The sequence below is a fragment of the Klebsiella variicola genome (genome assembly GCF_000828055.2).
In the GTDB taxonomy this organism is placed as follows: domain Bacteria; phylum Pseudomonadota; class Gammaproteobacteria; order Enterobacterales; family Enterobacteriaceae; genus Klebsiella; species Klebsiella variicola.
Genome location: NZ_CP010523.2, coordinates 528,306 through 541,280 on the forward strand (window position 1 = coordinate 528,306; position 12,975 = coordinate 541,280).

Below are 12,975 nucleotides of genomic sequence, written 5' to 3' on the forward strand. Positions count from 1 at the left end.
CGCCGGGAAGCGTGACGCTTAGTCTTCATCAAATCCGGCATTAAAAAGAGCAATCACCGCGGCGAGCGCCTCAACTTCCTGCGGACCGCTGGCTTCCACCTCTATCTGCCGCCCTTTCGCGGAGTCCAGCATCAGCAGGGCAATCACGCTGTTTGCTTCCGCCTCCGTGCCTTCATCGTTGCGCAGCAGTACTTCGGCATCGAAATTCTGCATCAGCTCAAACAGTTTCATCGCCGGGCGGGCGTGCATGCCCAGCTTATTGGTGATTTCAACGGTCTGCTTTACGGTCATGATTTACGTTTTTCCAGCGTCCGATGACGAGACTGTACGTTCTTGCCGCGGGAGCGGAAGTAGTCAGCCAGTTGTTCAGCAATATAAACCGAACGATGTTTACCGCCGGTGCAGCCAATGGCCACCGTCAGATAGCTGCGATTGTTGGTCTCCAGCATCGGTAACCATAGCTCAAGATAGCTCCGGGTCTGGTAAATAAAGTTGTGCACTTCAGTGTGCCGGTCAAGGAAGGCGGCCACCGGTTTATCCAGACCGGTCATTGGACGCAGTTTCGGATCCCAGTGCGGGTTTGGCAGAAAGCGCACGTCAAAGACGTAATCAGCATCGATCGGAATACCGTGCTTGAAGCCGAAGGATTCGAAGACCATCGTCAGTTCGCGCTCGCGTTTGCCTAACAAGCGAGTACGCAGCATTTCCGCCAGCTCATGCACCGACATTTCGGACGTATCGACGATCAGATCCGCACGGGAGCGCAGTGGCTCCAGCAAGTCGCTCTCTTCGTCGATGGCGCTTTCGAGCGACAGGTTCTTGCTGGAGAGCGGGTGTAAGCGACGAGTATCGCTGTAACGGCGGATCAGGGTATTACGATCGGCATCAAGGAACAGCAATTGCGGAGAAAAGCATTCCGGCAGGTTCTGCATCGCCTGTTCAAAGATTTCCGGTGATTCCGGCATGTTACGCACGTCGATGCTGACGGCCGCGGAGATATTGCGGTCAGCCAGCGACCGCGCCAGATCGGGCAGCAGCACGACCGGCAGGTTATCCACGCAGTAAAAGCCCATATCTTCCAGCGCTCGCAGAGCGACGGATTTCCCCGAGCCCGAGCGGCCGCTGACGATCATCAGTACCATGTACCGTTTCTCCTCAGTACGATAAAGGATAAGGTGCGACTGCCGTTATGCGTCATCGCTGCTTCCTGCTTCGGTGATGATCTCATACAACTCTTCATCGCTCTGCGCCGCGCGCAGGCGACGGCAAATCGCTTTGTCCGCCAGCCGTTTGGCCACCAGGGAGAGCGTATGCAGGTGAGTCTTTGTCTGGTCGGCTGGCACCAGCAGCGCGAACAGCAGGTCGACAGGCTGATTGTCGATCGCGTCGAAGGCGATGGGGGTTTCCAGCTGGACAAAAACGCCGACAGCGCGCAGCGTATCCTCTTCCAGTTTACCGTGAGGAATGGCGATACCATTGCCAATCCCGGTACTGCCCATTTTTTCGCGGGTGAGGATCGCTTCGAACACCACCTGCGGCGGCAAACTTAACTGTTTGGCGGCCAGTTCGCTAATGATTTCCAGAGCACGCTTCTTGCTCTGACAGTGAACCTGGCTACGGGTACATTCCTGGTTCAGGACGTTGCTCAGTTGTAGAGCCGAATCGTTGTTCATCATAATTTCACCTGAGCGCCCCCGCGCCCGCCGCCGATGTTAAACCACGACGGACGCAGGGGGGCCCGGACAATTAGTGTTGTTTTAGTTTATCTTTGTGCTTCGTTAACTGCCTTGCCAGCTTGTCGATAAGACCATCGACAGCTGCATACATATCCTGCCCTTCCGCACTGGCATGGATTTCGCCACCGTTGACATGCAGATTCGCGTCCGCAATTTGCGTCACTTTCTCTACTTTTAACACAATATAGACCTGATTGATCCGGTCGAAAAATTGCTCCAGTTTGCTGAACTTCGCCGTGACGAAGTCGCGCATCGCGGGGGTGATCTCGACGTTGTGTCCTGTAATGTTGAGCTGCATAGTGTCTTCCTTATCGGTTGTGTCAGACCAGTTGTTTACGCTGGTTTGACGGCGGAATGGATAAAGACTCTCTGTACTTCGCGACAGTGCGGCGCGCGACCATGATACCCTGCTCGGACAGCATGGAGGTGAGCTTACTGTCGCTCAACGGCTTCGCGGGGTTTTCCGCGGCGATTAACTTCTTCACCAACGCGCGAATGGCCGTCGACGAGGCTTCGCCGCCGCCTTCGGTATTCACATGGCTGGAGAAGAAATACTTCAGTTCAAAAATACCGCGCGGACTGTGCAGATATTTTTGCGTGGTGACACGGGAAATGGTGGATTCATGCATCTCGACAGCCTGGGCGATATCGGCCAGCACCATCGGCTTCATATACTCTTCACCCTGTTCGAAAAAAGCCTGCTGCTGTTCAACGATGCAGCGGCTGACGCGCAGCAGCGTATCGTTGCGGCTTTCGAGACTTTTGATTAGCCAGCGGGCTTCCTGCAGATTGCTGCGAATGAACTGGCCGTCGGCGTCATTGCGGGCGCTGTTGCCCATTGCCGCATATTGCTGATTAATCTTCAGCCGGGGAATGCTGTCGGCGTTGAGCTCCACGGTCCAGCGGCCGCTGACTTTGCGGACCAGTACGTCGGGAATGACATATTCCGGTTCACTGGTATGAATGGACTGGCCAGGGCGGGGATCCAGCGACTGGATCAGATTCACCGCCTCTTTCAGCACCTCTTCTTTCAGGCGCGTTACTCGCATCAGGGTGCGGAAATCGTGGTTAGCCAGCAGATCGAGATGGTCGCTGATAATCAACCGGGCCTCTTCCAGCCACGGCGTCTCTTTAGCGAATTGCGACAGCTGGATCAGCAGGCAGTCGCGCAGATCTTTCGCCGCGACGCCAACCGGATCAAAACGCTGGATGCGCTTCAGAACGGCCTCCACCTCTTCCAGGCCGATTTCGTCATCGCCAATGCTGTCGACGATGTCTTCAATCTGAATGGTGAGATAGCCCGTATCGTCGACGGCGTCGACGATGGAGGTGGCAATGGCGCGGTCGGTGTCGGTGAAGGGCGTCAGCTCGACCTGCCACATCAGATAATCCTGCAGCGTCTGAGTGGTTTCGCCTTGATAGACGGGCAGCTCGTCGTCCTGATAATCCACGCCGTTGCCTGACGGCGTACCGGCGGTATAGATTTCATCCCAGCTGGCATCGAGAGGGAGCTCGTCCGGCATCTCTTTTTGCTCAAGCGCATCGACGGTATCGAGGGACTCGCGGTCCTCCACTTCTTTCGCCTCTACCTCGTCGTGAAGATCGGTTTGCTCAAGCAATGGGTTACTTTCCAGCGCTTGCTGGAGCTCTTGCTGGAGTTCTAACGTGGACAACTGCAGCAAACGAATAGCCTGCTGCAGTTGCGGCGTCATGGCAAGCTGTTGGCTAAGCCTTAATTGCAAACCTTGCTTCATGTTCAGGGTAAATATCTCCGGCTAAAACGTCTGTAACCTCTACCCTATCAGAGTCTGAAGTCTTCCCCAAGATACACGCGCTTAACCTGCTCATCTTCGAGGATCTGCTGCGGCGTACCATGAGCAATAAGGTGTCCCTGACTGACAATATACGCCCGTTCGCAGACGGCGAGGGTCTCTCTGACGTTATGGTCGGTGATCAGTACGCCGAGGCCGCTGTCGCGCAGGTGCTCAATGATGCGTTTGATATCGATAACGGAGATGGGGTCAACACCGGCAAAGGGTTCATCCAGAAGGATAAATTTCGGGTTCGCCGCCAGCGCGCGCGCGATTTCGACACGGCGGCGTTCACCACCGGAGAGCGCCTGACCGAGGCTGTCGCGCAGGTGCTCAATATGAAACTCTTCCATCAGCTCTTTAGCGCGATCTTCCCGCTGTTCGCTGGTTAAATCGTCACGGATCTGCAGGACCGCCATCAGGTTGTCATAGACGCTCAGACGACGAAAAATAGAGGCTTCCTGCGGCAGATAGCCGATGCCCCGGCGCGCGCGCGCGTGCAGCGGTAGCAGACTGATGTCTTCGTCATCGATAATAATATTGCCCGCGTCGCGCGGCACAATGCCGACCACCATGTAGAAGGTGGTGGTTTTACCGGCGCCGTTCGGGCCGAGCAAGCCGACAATCTCTCCGGAGTTAACGGTGAGACTGACATCTTCCACCACGCGGCGGCCTTTATAAGCTTTGGCGAGATTCTTCGCAGTTAAGGTTGCCATAACGAATTAGTTACTCTTCTTTTGCTGATTGCCGCTTTTATCCTGCAGCTCAGACGGCACCAGAACGGTGGTGACGCGTCGACCTTTGTCGCTGAAGGCCTGCATTTTTTGCTCTTTCACCAGATAGGTGATCTTATCGCCCTTGATATTGCTGTCGAGCTGCTCAAGGTAAGCATTGCCGGTCAGCACGACGTAATCATTCTGCAGCTCGTAGCGCATTTTCGACGCCCGGCCTTTTACCGGCTTGCCGTTATCCTGCATCTGGTAGAAGGTGGCCGGGTTACCGAAGCCTTCGATCACCTCTTTACCTTTCTCATTGCCCGGACGGGTGACCACCACTTTATCAGCGTTAATTTTGATCGTCCCCTGGGTGACGACCACGTTACCGGTGAAAGTGACGACGTTGCCCTGCATATCCAGTGACTGCTGATCGGACTCGATATGGATCGGCTGATCGGTATCTCCCGTCTTGGCCAGGGCCGGCAGGCTGGCGGCCAGTAAAGCGCCGGCGAGCGCAATCTTAAGGCTGAGTTTGTTTGTTCTGAATTTCATAAGAGGTTCTCACCTTTTCAATCAGCTCGGCATTTTTGCTGCGAAGGTTTCCACGCATTTTCAGGCCGCTGGAATTAAATGTGGTGCCGTATAACGTCACCATGTCATCGGAGGTAACGTCCTGTGTGACCAGATTTATCTGGGCGTTATCCGTCGTAATTTTGCGCAGTTGAGAGTCAGGCGCGAGCGCATTCACCTCAACGTGCCCGTAAAGATAGAGCATACGGTCATTCGTCAGCTTCGCTTTATCTGCCCTGATTGACCAGGTTGGCACCTTATTGGTATCAAAGGTGGTCATCACCGGCTTGGTAAACCAGGAAACCTCCTGATCGGAAAAGTATTCCACATGCTCGGCAATCAGCCGATAGCTCAGGGCGCCTTCCGGGCTGTACACGACGGTGTCGGTATGTTCGCTTTTATACGTCGGGTCGTTGGGATTGACCTCCGGCTGGGCCGTGTCGTCCGTATTCGCCAGATTCAGGCCGATGAGGATCAGCGCGAGCAGCGACAGTAAAATGATAACCCAACGTCTGGTTTTACTCATATTGATTGCCCTTTGGCCTCATCCAACTTGCCCTGCGCCAATAGTAACAAATCGCAGACTTCGCGTACCGCGCCGCGTCCGCCGTTAATGCGCGTGACATAATTCGCCCGCGGCAGCAGCAGCGGATGCGCATCGGCGACGGCGACGCTTAAACCCACTTCCGCCATCACCGGCCAGTCGATCAGATCGTCGCCGATATACGCCACTTCATCCGGACGAACCGCCAGTTTGCTGACTAATTCGCGAAACGCCAACAGCTTATCCGACTGACCTTGATAGAGATGCGTAATGCCCAGCGTCTGGCAGCGGTCTTCTACCAGTTTAGCTTTTCTCCCGGTAATAATCGCCACTTCGATGCCGGAGGTCAGCGCGCAGCGGATACCATAGCCATCGCGGACGTTGAACGCTTTCAGCTCCTCGCCGTGATTACCCATATAGATAAGTCCGTCGGATAATACACCGTCAACATCGAGGATCAGTAGACGGATCTTAGCCGCGCGATCGAGAAACGCCTGGCTTACCGGCCCATAGCATGTCGCTAACTGAGCATCAGCATTATTCATTATTTTTTCCTTACTTACACTACGCCCGCGCGCAGGAGATCGTGCATATGTACCACACCTAGCAGGTGGTCGCCATCGGCAACCAGCACGCAGGTGATATGACGGGATTGCATCAGGTTTAGCGCATCTACCGCCAGGGTGCCGGGACGGATGCGGATCCCTCCCCGGGTCATGACATCGGCAATGCTGGCATTACGCATATCGACGCCGGTATCAAAGACCCGGCGCAGGTCACCATCGGTGAAGATCCCGATGATGTTCATATCGTCATCGCAAACGGCGGTCATGCCTAAATTTTTACGCGTGATTTCCAGCAGCGCATCGCGCAGGGTGGCCTGCAGGCCGACGTGCGGGATTTCATCACCGGTATGCATAATATCATTGACGCGCAGCAACAGCTTACGACCGAGTGCGCCGCCAGGATGAGACAGGGCGAAATCTTCGGCGGTAAAGCCACGGGCTTCCAGCAGAGCGACGGCGAGGGCATCACCCATCACCAGCGCCGCGGTGGTGCTGGAGGTGGGCGCCAGCCCTAACGGGCAGGCCTCTTTGGGCACTTTCACGCACAGATGGATATCCGCTGCGCGCGCCATGCTGCTCTCAGGCCGGCTGGTGATGCAGATAAGCTTCACCTGCTGGCGCTTCAGGACCGGGATCAGCGCCAGAATTTCATTCGATTCGCCGGAATTCGACAGCGCAATCACCACATCCTGTGGAGTGACCATTCCTAAATCGCCGTGCGCCGCTTCGCCGGGGTGGACAAAAAAAGCCGAGGTGCCGGTACTGGCGAACGTCGCCGCCATTTTGCGGCCGATGTGGCCGGATTTGCCCATCCCCATCACCACGACTTTGCCGCCGCAGCGGAAAATCGTTTCGCAAGCATGGGTAAAGTCTTCATTTATATATTGATCGAGCTGGGCCAGACCTTCGCGTTCAATTTCCAGCACCTGACGGCCTGCCTGTTGAAAGTCAAAATCCGTGGGCAAATCTATTTGCGACATGATGTTATCCCGAGTCATTCAACGAAGAGCGGCGCTGTCCAGAACAGCATCGCCAACCAAACCACAAAGCCGCCGACCAGCAGTGCGCCAACCAGCCGTCCCGGCTGCTGCTGGCGGCGCCAGCACAGCACCGCGAAGATCAGGCTGACCAGCAGCATCACGCCATAATCGCGAGTGAAGGCTTCGCTCGCAAAGCTCCCCGGCGCGATCAGCGCCGGTAAACCCAGCACCAGCGCAATATTGAGGATATTGGCGCCGATGATATTGCCGATAGCAATGTCATCTTCCCCTTTCCGCGCCCCGGCGATAGCGGTGGCCAGCTCTGGCAGGCTGGTACCTATCGCCACCACCGTCAGACCGACGGTCAGCTCGCTAATGGCAAAAAAGTTTGCCAATACCGTGGTGTTATCCACCACCATACGGGTAGCCATGGGCATGACAATCATCGCGACCCCTAACCAGAGCAGAGCGACCGGCAGCGATCCTTCACGCGGCAGCTCCGCCAGCTGTTCGCGAGTCAGGCTATCGCTGCCCTGGCGCTCCGCCAGACGGGCGATTTTGATGGTAAACAGCAGCCACAGAAGCGCTAACGCCAGTAAAAACAGCCCGTCGAGACGGGACAGCTGTCCATCGTAGAGCACCAGCCCGGCCAGCACACTGACCAGCAACATTAGCGGTAATTCGCGGCGCAGAATATCAGAATGCACGGTAAATGGCCTGAGTAAGGCGGCGAGTCCGAGGATCAGAAGAATATTGGTAATGTTGGAGCCGAGCGCGGTGCCGACCGCCAGATCGATCTGCCCATGCAGCGAGGCCGTGGTGGAAACCATGATCTCGGGCAGGCTGGTGCCGATACTCACCACCGTCATACCGATGATCAGCGGCGGGATCCCCAACATACGACACAGGATGGAAGCGGCATAGACCAGACGATCGGCGCTGTAGACAACCAGCAGTAAACCAATAATTAACAGAGCCGTCGCTAAGAGCATCTAAAGTCCTTTCTTCAGGTATAATCGTCGCCTCGCTGGGTTATCCCTACGCAGCGTAACGAATTCTTAATTTTGACTTTATGTGTGCCAAAAGTAAAACAAATGCCAGCTTTCGCTAACCTGTGCAGGTAAGATTCTGTAAAAATGTTGTGATTGTGGCGCAAGAAAGGGCCATGCTTGCCCGTCAGGTGTTTAGTAAGGATGATTTTATGAGCCAAACTCAGGCGAATTTAGTTGAAGTACGCGGTATCCGCTTTTCACGCGGCGATCGTGTGATCTTCGACGACATCTCGCTGTCGGTGCCGCGCGGTAAAATTACTGCGATCATGGGACCTTCGGGGATCGGCAAGACTACCCTGTTACGCCTGATCGGCGGGCAGATCCCGCCGGACAGGGGAGAGATCCTGTTTGATGGCGAGAACGTGCCGCAGATGACGCGATCGCGTCTTTATACGGTGCGTAAGCGGATGAGCATGCTGTTCCAGTCTGGCGCGCTGTTCACCGATCTCAATGTCTTTGATAACGTTGCCTATCCGCTGCGCGAGCATACGCAGCTGCCGCCTGCGCTGCTGCATACGACGGTGATGATGAAGCTGGAAGCGGTGGGGTTGCGTGGGGCGGCGAAGTTAATGCCCTCCGAGCTTTCCGGCGGGATGGCGCGCCGCGCCGCCCTGGCGAGAGCGATTGCCCTTGAGCCGGATCTGATTATGTTCGACGAACCGTTTGTCGGGCAGGATCCCATCACCATGGGCGTGCTGGTGAAGCTGATTTCTGAACTCAACAACACGTTGGGTGTCACTTGCATCGTGGTTTCGCACGATGTGCCTGAGGTGCTTAGCATTGCGGACTACGCGTATATCGTGGCGGATAAAAAGATTGTCGCCCACGGTAGCGCCCAGTCGCTGCGGGAGAATACCGATCCTCGGGTTCGTCAGTTTATTGATGGTATTGCCGACGGCCCGGTGCCGTTCCGTTATCCGGCTGGCGACTATCACCATGATTTATTAGGCATAGGGAGTTGAGCGACTCATGCTGTTTAATGCGCTGGCCGCGCTAGGACATCGCGGGATTAAAACCACCGCGACGTTTGGACGCGCCGGATTAATGCTTTTCAACGCCGTTGTGGGCAAACCAGAGTTTCGCAAGCACGCGCCGCTGCTGGTTCGTCAGCTCTATAACGTTGGCGTTCTGTCGATGCTGATTATCATTGTATCGGGCTTGTTTATCGGTATGGTGCTCGGGCTGCAGGGGTATCTGGTCTTAACCACCTACAGCGCAGAGACCAGTCTTGGCATGCTGGTGGCGCTGTCGCTGCTGCGCGAGCTGGGGCCGGTGGTCGCTGCGCTGCTGTTTGCCGGGCGCGCCGGATCGGCGCTGACCGCCGAGATTGGCCTGATGCGGGCCACGGAGCAGCTCTCGAGTATGGAGATGATGGCGGTGGACCCGCTGCGTCGCGTGATTTCTCCACGCTTCTGGGCTGGCGTCATTTCGCTGCCGCTGTTGACGATTATCTTTGTCGCGGTAGGGATCTGGGGTGGTGCGCTGGTAGGCGTAAGCTGGAAAGGCATTGACGGTGGTTTTTTCTGGACCGCGATGCAAAATGCCGTCGACTGGCGAATGGACCTGGTGAACTGCCTGATTAAGAGTCTGGTATTCGCCATTACGGTAACCTGGATTGCGTTATTTAACGGTTATGACGCTATCCCCACTTCCGCCGGGATTAGCCGGGCGACAACACGCACCGTGGTGCATGCGTCGCTGGCGGTTCTGGGGCTGGATTTTGTGCTGACTGCGCTGATGTTTGGGAATTGAGTTCATGCAAACGAAAAAAAATGAAATCTGGGTAGGGGTGTTCTTACTGGTGGCGCTGCTGGCGGCGCTGTTTGTCTGCCTGAAGGCGGCGAACGTCACCTCGCTACGTACTGAGCCGACTTACCGCCTTTACGCGACCTTCGATAACATCGGCGGCCTGAAGGCGCGTTCGCCGGTACGCATCGGCGGTGTGGTTGTGGGACGGGTAGCGGACATCACTCTCGACCCGAAAACCTATCTGCCACGCGTGGAGCTCGATATCGATGAGCGCTACAACCATATCCCGGATACCAGTTCGTTGGCGATCCGCACCTCGGGTCTGCTGGGCGAACAGTATCTGGCGCTGAACGTCGGTTTTGAAGACCCGGACCTTGGGACGACTATCCTTAAAGACGGCGGTACTATCCAGGACACCAAGTCCGCCATGGTGCTGGAAGATCTGATTGGTCAGTTCCTTTATAACAGCAAGGGCGGCGACAATCAGAATTCTGGCAATGATAAGGCCGAGGCAGAAGGTCATACTGACGCGACGCCGGCAGCCGGCACGACGCATTAATTTCAGGAGAAACACGATATGTTTAAACGCTTACTCATGGTCGCCATGCTGGTGATTGCCCCGCTGACCGCTGTCCAGGCGGCAGACCAGTCCAACCCGTATAAGCTGATGAATGAAGCGGCGCAGAAAACCTTCGATCGCCTGAAGAATGAACAGCCGAAGATCAAAGCCAACCCTAACTATCTGCGCGACATCGTCGACCAGGAGCTGTTGCCGTATGTGCAGGTGAAATATGCTGGCGCGCTGGTGCTGGGCCGCTATTACAAAGAAGCGACCCCCGCGCAGCGTGAGGCCTACTTTGCCGCCTTCCGTGAATATCTGAAGCAGGCCTACGGCCAGGCGCTGGCGATGTACCACGGGCAGACTTACCAGATTGCGCCGGAGCAGCCGCTGGGCAGCGCAACCATCGTTCCGATCCGCGTCACTATCATCGACCCGAACGGTCGTCCGCCGGTGCGTCTGGACTTCCAGTGGCGTAAAAATACCCAGACCGGTAACTGGCAGGCCTACGATATGATCGCCGAAGGCGTCAGTATGATCACTACCAAACAGAATGAGTGGAGCGATCTGCTGCGCACCAAGGGCGTTGACGGCCTGACCGCGCAGCTGAAAGCGATCTCCGCTCAGCCGATCACGCTGGAACAGAAAAAATAATGACCGGGCAGCTGAGCTGGACTCGCGAGGGCGAGACGCTGGCGCTGCACGGAGAGCTGGACCAGGATCTGCTGGTCCCGCTCTGGGAAGCACGCGCCAGGGCGACGGAGGGGGCGACGATCATCGATCTCAGCCAGACTACGCGCGTGGACACGGCGGGCCTGGCGCTGTTAGTGCATTTTGTGGCACTGATCCGCCGTCAGGGGCGGGAAGCGCAGCTGATCGCGAAGAGCGAAAATCTGCAAACGCTGATCGGTCTTTACAACCTGCCTGTCGATATGATCCCATAATCTTTTCAGTGCCTTAGCGTTGAAGCTATTCCGAAAGCCCCGGCAATCTTTTCGTCGGGGCTTTTTGCTTGTTTAAGACCGCGCCACTTTCCTCTAAGATGTTGGGCTGTTTTCACTATCAGATAAATTTGAGCCCATGGAAAATCATGAAATTCAGACCGTGCTGATGAACGCACTCCCCCTCCAGGAAGTCCACGTCTCTGGCGATGGCAGCCACTTTCAGGTTATTGCTGTGGGTGAGATGTTCGATGGCATGAGTCGGGTTAAAAAGCAGCAGAGCGTCTACGCGCCGCTGATGGAATATATTGCTGACAACCGTATCCATGCGCTGTCGATCAAGGCCTTCACTCCGCAGGAGTGGGCGCGAGACCGCAAACTAAATGGCTTCTAAGCTGTGGGGGGTCCCCTGCAGCGTATGTGAATTTTTAATAGAGAACAGAATCAATGGATAAATTCCGTGTTCAGGGGCCGACTCGCCTTCAGGGCGAAGTCACCATTTCTGGTGCAAAGAACGCCGCCCTGCCAATCCTCTTTTCCGCGCTGCTTGCCGAAGAGCCGGTAGAGATCCAGAACGTACCTAAGCTGAAAGATATCGATACCACCATGAAGCTGCTGAGCCAGCTGGGCGCGAAGGTTGAGCGCAATGGTTCAGTATGGATTGACGCCGGTCCGGTTGATGTATTCTGTGCTCCGTACGACCTGGTGAAAACCATGCGTGCCTCCATCTGGGCGCTGGGCCCGCTGGTGGCGCGTTTTGGTCAGGGACAAGTTTCTCTGCCAGGCGGCTGCGCCATCGGCGCGCGTCCGGTCGACCTGCACATTAGCGGTCTGGAACAGCTGGGCGCCGAGATCAAACTGGAAGAAGGTTATGTCAAAGCCTCGGTCAACGGTCGCCTGAAAGGCGCGCATATCGTGATGGATAAGGTGAGCGTCGGCGCTACCGTAACTATCATGAGCGCAGCGACCCTCGCGGAGGGGACGACGATTATCGAAAACGCCGCGCGCGAGCCGGAAATTGTCGATACCGCCAACTTCCTTAACGCGCTGGGCGCGAAAATCAAAGGCCAGGGCACCGATCGCATTACCATCGAAGGCGTGCAGCGTCTGGGTGGCGGCGTATACCGTGTACTGCCGGACCGTATCGAAACTGGCACCTTCCTGGTGGCCGCGGCGATTTCCGGCGGCAAGATCCTCTGCCGTAACGCGCAGCCGGATACTCTGGATGCCGTTCTGGCGAAACTGCGTGACGCCGGGGCTGACATCGAAACGGGAGAAGACTGGATTAGCCTCGATATGCACGGCAACCGTCCGAAAGCGGTCAACGTGCGTACCGCGCCGCACCCGGGCTTCCCGACCGATATGCAGGCCCAGTTCACGCTGCTTAACCTGGTGGCGGAAGGGACCGGCGTGATCACCGAAACGATCTTTGAAAACCGCTTCATGCACATTCCGGAACTGATCCGTATGGGCGCGCACGCGGAGATCGAGAGCAATACCGCTATCTGTCACGGCGTGAAGCAGCTTTCGGGCGCGCAGGTGATGGCGACCGATTTGCGTGCGTCGGCGAGCCTCGTGCTGGCAGGCTGCATCGCTGAAGGGACCACCATCGTTGATCGCATCTACCACATCGATCGTGGCTATGAGCGTATCGAGGATAAACTGCAGGCGTTGGGTGCCAATATTCAGCGCGTGAAGGGCGAGTAACCGTGTCCTGACAGGGCCCCGGGGCGTTGGTTCGGGACCCTGTC

General features: G+C 56.4%; 18 protein-coding genes. 7 read left to right on the plus strand and 11 right to left on the minus strand.

Going from position 1 to position 12,975, the window contains the following annotated elements; translation table 11 throughout:
* Nucleotides 1–18: 18 nt before the first annotated feature.
* From npr to SP68_RS02520, 11 genes are all read right to left on the minus strand, one after another.
* Nucleotides 19–291 carry a PTS phosphocarrier protein NPr gene (gene npr, locus SP68_RS02470; RefSeq protein ID WP_002918431.1) on the minus strand — a complete coding sequence of 91 codons (273 nt, stop codon included), beginning with the start codon at nucleotides 289–291 and terminating at the stop codon, nucleotides 19–21.
* Complete coding sequence (gene rapZ, locus SP68_RS02475) at nucleotides 288–1,142, minus strand: RNase adapter RapZ (RefSeq protein ID WP_002918428.1); 855 nt, start codon at nucleotides 1,140–1,142, stop codon at nucleotides 288–290. Before rapZ ends, npr begins: the two co-directional genes overlap by 4 nt.
* A gap of 45 nt (nucleotides 1,143–1,187) precedes the next feature.
* Entirely contained in the window at nucleotides 1,188–1,676 is a 489-nt protein-coding gene (gene ptsN / locus SP68_RS02480; RefSeq protein ID WP_004144926.1) for a PTS IIA-like nitrogen regulatory protein PtsN, read from the minus strand.
* Between the two features lie 70 nt (nucleotides 1,677–1,746).
* Nucleotides 1,747–2,034, minus strand: coding sequence for a ribosome hibernation promoting factor (hpf, locus tag SP68_RS02485; RefSeq protein ID WP_004206206.1), 288 nt, complete (start codon nucleotides 2,032–2,034; stop codon nucleotides 1,747–1,749).
* A gap of 22 nt (nucleotides 2,035–2,056) precedes the next feature.
* On the minus strand, nucleotides 2,057–3,490 hold the full coding sequence (gene rpoN / locus SP68_RS02490; protein WP_012540467.1) for an RNA polymerase factor sigma-54: 1,434 nt from the start codon (nucleotides 3,488–3,490) through the stop codon (nucleotides 2,057–2,059).
* Between the two features lie 47 nt (nucleotides 3,491–3,537).
* Entirely contained in the window at nucleotides 3,538–4,263 is a 726-nt protein-coding gene (lptB, locus tag SP68_RS02495) for an LPS export ABC transporter ATP-binding protein (protein ID WP_002918417.1), read from the minus strand.
* Between the two features lie 6 nt (nucleotides 4,264–4,269).
* Nucleotides 4,270–4,815, minus strand: a complete 546-nt coding sequence (gene lptA, locus SP68_RS02500; RefSeq protein ID WP_002918415.1) for a lipopolysaccharide ABC transporter substrate-binding protein LptA — start codon at nucleotides 4,813–4,815, stop codon at nucleotides 4,270–4,272.
* A complete protein-coding gene (gene lptC / locus SP68_RS02505; protein ID WP_008806651.1) occupies nucleotides 4,784–5,359 on the minus strand; it encodes an LPS export ABC transporter periplasmic protein LptC in 576 nt (191 codons plus the stop codon). The genes lptA and lptC overlap by 32 nt, the downstream gene beginning before the upstream one ends.
* Nucleotides 5,356–5,922, minus strand: a complete 567-nt coding sequence (gene kdsC, locus SP68_RS02510; protein ID WP_008806650.1) for a 3-deoxy-manno-octulosonate-8-phosphatase KdsC — start codon at nucleotides 5,920–5,922, stop codon at nucleotides 5,356–5,358. The genes lptC and kdsC overlap by 4 nt, the downstream gene beginning before the upstream one ends.
* Nucleotides 5,923–5,936: 14 nt before the next feature.
* Nucleotides 5,937–6,941, minus strand: coding sequence for an arabinose-5-phosphate isomerase KdsD (gene kdsD / locus SP68_RS02515; RefSeq protein ID WP_075206807.1), 1,005 nt, complete (start codon nucleotides 6,939–6,941; stop codon nucleotides 5,937–5,939).
* Nucleotides 6,938–7,915 carry a calcium/sodium antiporter gene (locus SP68_RS02520; RefSeq protein WP_008806648.1) on the minus strand — a complete coding sequence of 326 codons (978 nt, stop codon included), beginning with the start codon at nucleotides 7,913–7,915 and terminating at the stop codon, nucleotides 6,938–6,940. Before SP68_RS02520 ends, kdsD begins: the two co-directional genes overlap by 4 nt.
* Before the next feature lie 209 nt (nucleotides 7,916–8,124).
* On the opposite strand from SP68_RS02520, the gene mlaF reads away from it, so the two are divergent.
* The 7 genes from mlaF (at nucleotide 8,125) to murA (ending at nucleotide 12,931) form a co-directional block, all read left to right on the plus strand.
* Nucleotides 8,125–8,937, plus strand: a complete 813-nt coding sequence (gene mlaF / locus SP68_RS02525) for a phospholipid ABC transporter ATP-binding protein MlaF (RefSeq protein ID WP_012540470.1) — start codon at nucleotides 8,125–8,127, stop codon at nucleotides 8,935–8,937.
* 7 nt (nucleotides 8,938–8,944) lie between these two features.
* A complete protein-coding gene (gene mlaE / locus SP68_RS02530; RefSeq protein ID WP_004150949.1) occupies nucleotides 8,945–9,727 on the plus strand; it encodes a lipid asymmetry maintenance ABC transporter permease subunit MlaE in 783 nt (260 codons plus the stop codon).
* A gap of 4 nt (nucleotides 9,728–9,731) precedes the next feature.
* Nucleotides 9,732–10,283, plus strand: a complete 552-nt coding sequence (gene mlaD, locus SP68_RS02535) for an outer membrane lipid asymmetry maintenance protein MlaD (protein WP_004206195.1) — start codon at nucleotides 9,732–9,734, stop codon at nucleotides 10,281–10,283.
* An 18-nt stretch (nucleotides 10,284–10,301) separates the two neighbouring features.
* Complete coding sequence (mlaC, locus tag SP68_RS02540) at nucleotides 10,302–10,937, plus strand: phospholipid-binding protein MlaC (RefSeq protein ID WP_002918386.1); 636 nt, start codon at nucleotides 10,302–10,304, stop codon at nucleotides 10,935–10,937.
* Nucleotides 10,937–11,227: a lipid asymmetry maintenance protein MlaB gene (gene mlaB / locus SP68_RS02545; protein WP_008806646.1), complete on the plus strand. Its 291-nt coding sequence runs from the start codon at nucleotides 10,937–10,939 to the stop codon at nucleotides 11,225–11,227. The genes mlaC and mlaB overlap by 1 nt, the downstream gene beginning before the upstream one ends.
* Nucleotides 11,228–11,363: 136 nt before the next feature.
* Nucleotides 11,364–11,618, plus strand: coding sequence for a BolA family iron metabolism protein IbaG (gene ibaG, locus SP68_RS02550; RefSeq protein WP_004144910.1), 255 nt, complete (start codon nucleotides 11,364–11,366; stop codon nucleotides 11,616–11,618).
* A gap of 53 nt (nucleotides 11,619–11,671) precedes the next feature.
* Nucleotides 11,672–12,931 carry a UDP-N-acetylglucosamine 1-carboxyvinyltransferase gene (murA, locus tag SP68_RS02555; RefSeq protein WP_008806645.1) on the plus strand — a complete coding sequence of 420 codons (1,260 nt, stop codon included), beginning with the start codon at nucleotides 11,672–11,674 and terminating at the stop codon, nucleotides 12,929–12,931.
* Nucleotides 12,932–12,975: the final 44 nt, after the last annotated feature.

Coding starts and splice junctions, on each gene's coding strand:
- npr (WP_002918431.1), bottom strand. CDS start 291: ATGACCGTAAAGCAGACCGTTGAAATCACCAATAAGCTGGGCATGCAC.
- rapZ (WP_002918428.1), bottom strand. CDS start 1,142: ATGGTACTGATGATCGTCAGCGGCCGCTCGGGCTCGGGGAAATCCGTC.
- ptsN (WP_004144926.1), bottom strand. CDS start 1,676: ATGATGAACAACGATTCGGCTCTACAACTGAGCAACGTCCTGAACCAG.
- hpf (WP_004206206.1), bottom strand. CDS start 2,034: ATGCAGCTCAACATTACAGGACACAACGTCGAGATCACCCCCGCGATG.
- rpoN (WP_012540467.1), bottom strand. CDS start 3,490: ATGAAGCAAGGTTTGCAATTAAGGCTTAGCCAACAGCTTGCCATGACG.
- lptB (WP_002918417.1), bottom strand. CDS start 4,263: ATGGCAACCTTAACTGCGAAGAATCTCGCCAAAGCTTATAAAGGCCGC.
- lptA (WP_002918415.1), bottom strand. CDS start 4,815: ATGAAATTCAGAACAAACAAACTCAGCCTTAAGATTGCGCTCGCCGGC.
- lptC (WP_008806651.1), bottom strand. CDS start 5,359: ATGAGTAAAACCAGACGTTGGGTTATCATTTTACTGTCGCTGCTCGCG.
- kdsC (WP_008806650.1), bottom strand. CDS start 5,922: ATGAATAATGCTGATGCTCAGTTAGCGACATGCTATGGGCCGGTAAGC.
- kdsD (WP_075206807.1), bottom strand. CDS start 6,941: ATGACTCGGGATAACATCATGTCGCAAATAGATTTGCCCACGGATTTT.
- SP68_RS02520 (WP_008806648.1), bottom strand. CDS start 7,915: ATGCTCTTAGCGACGGCTCTGTTAATTATTGGTTTACTGCTGGTTGTC.
- mlaF (WP_012540470.1), top strand. CDS start 8,125: ATGAGCCAAACTCAGGCGAATTTAGTTGAAGTACGCGGTATCCGCTTT.
- mlaE (WP_004150949.1), top strand. CDS start 8,945: ATGCTGTTTAATGCGCTGGCCGCGCTAGGACATCGCGGGATTAAAACC.
- mlaD (WP_004206195.1), top strand. CDS start 9,732: ATGCAAACGAAAAAAAATGAAATCTGGGTAGGGGTGTTCTTACTGGTG.
- mlaC (WP_002918386.1), top strand. CDS start 10,302: ATGTTTAAACGCTTACTCATGGTCGCCATGCTGGTGATTGCCCCGCTG.
- mlaB (WP_008806646.1), top strand. CDS start 10,937: ATGACCGGGCAGCTGAGCTGGACTCGCGAGGGCGAGACGCTGGCGCTG.
- ibaG (WP_004144910.1), top strand. CDS start 11,364: ATGGAAAATCATGAAATTCAGACCGTGCTGATGAACGCACTCCCCCTC.
- murA (WP_008806645.1), top strand. CDS start 11,672: ATGGATAAATTCCGTGTTCAGGGGCCGACTCGCCTTCAGGGCGAAGTC.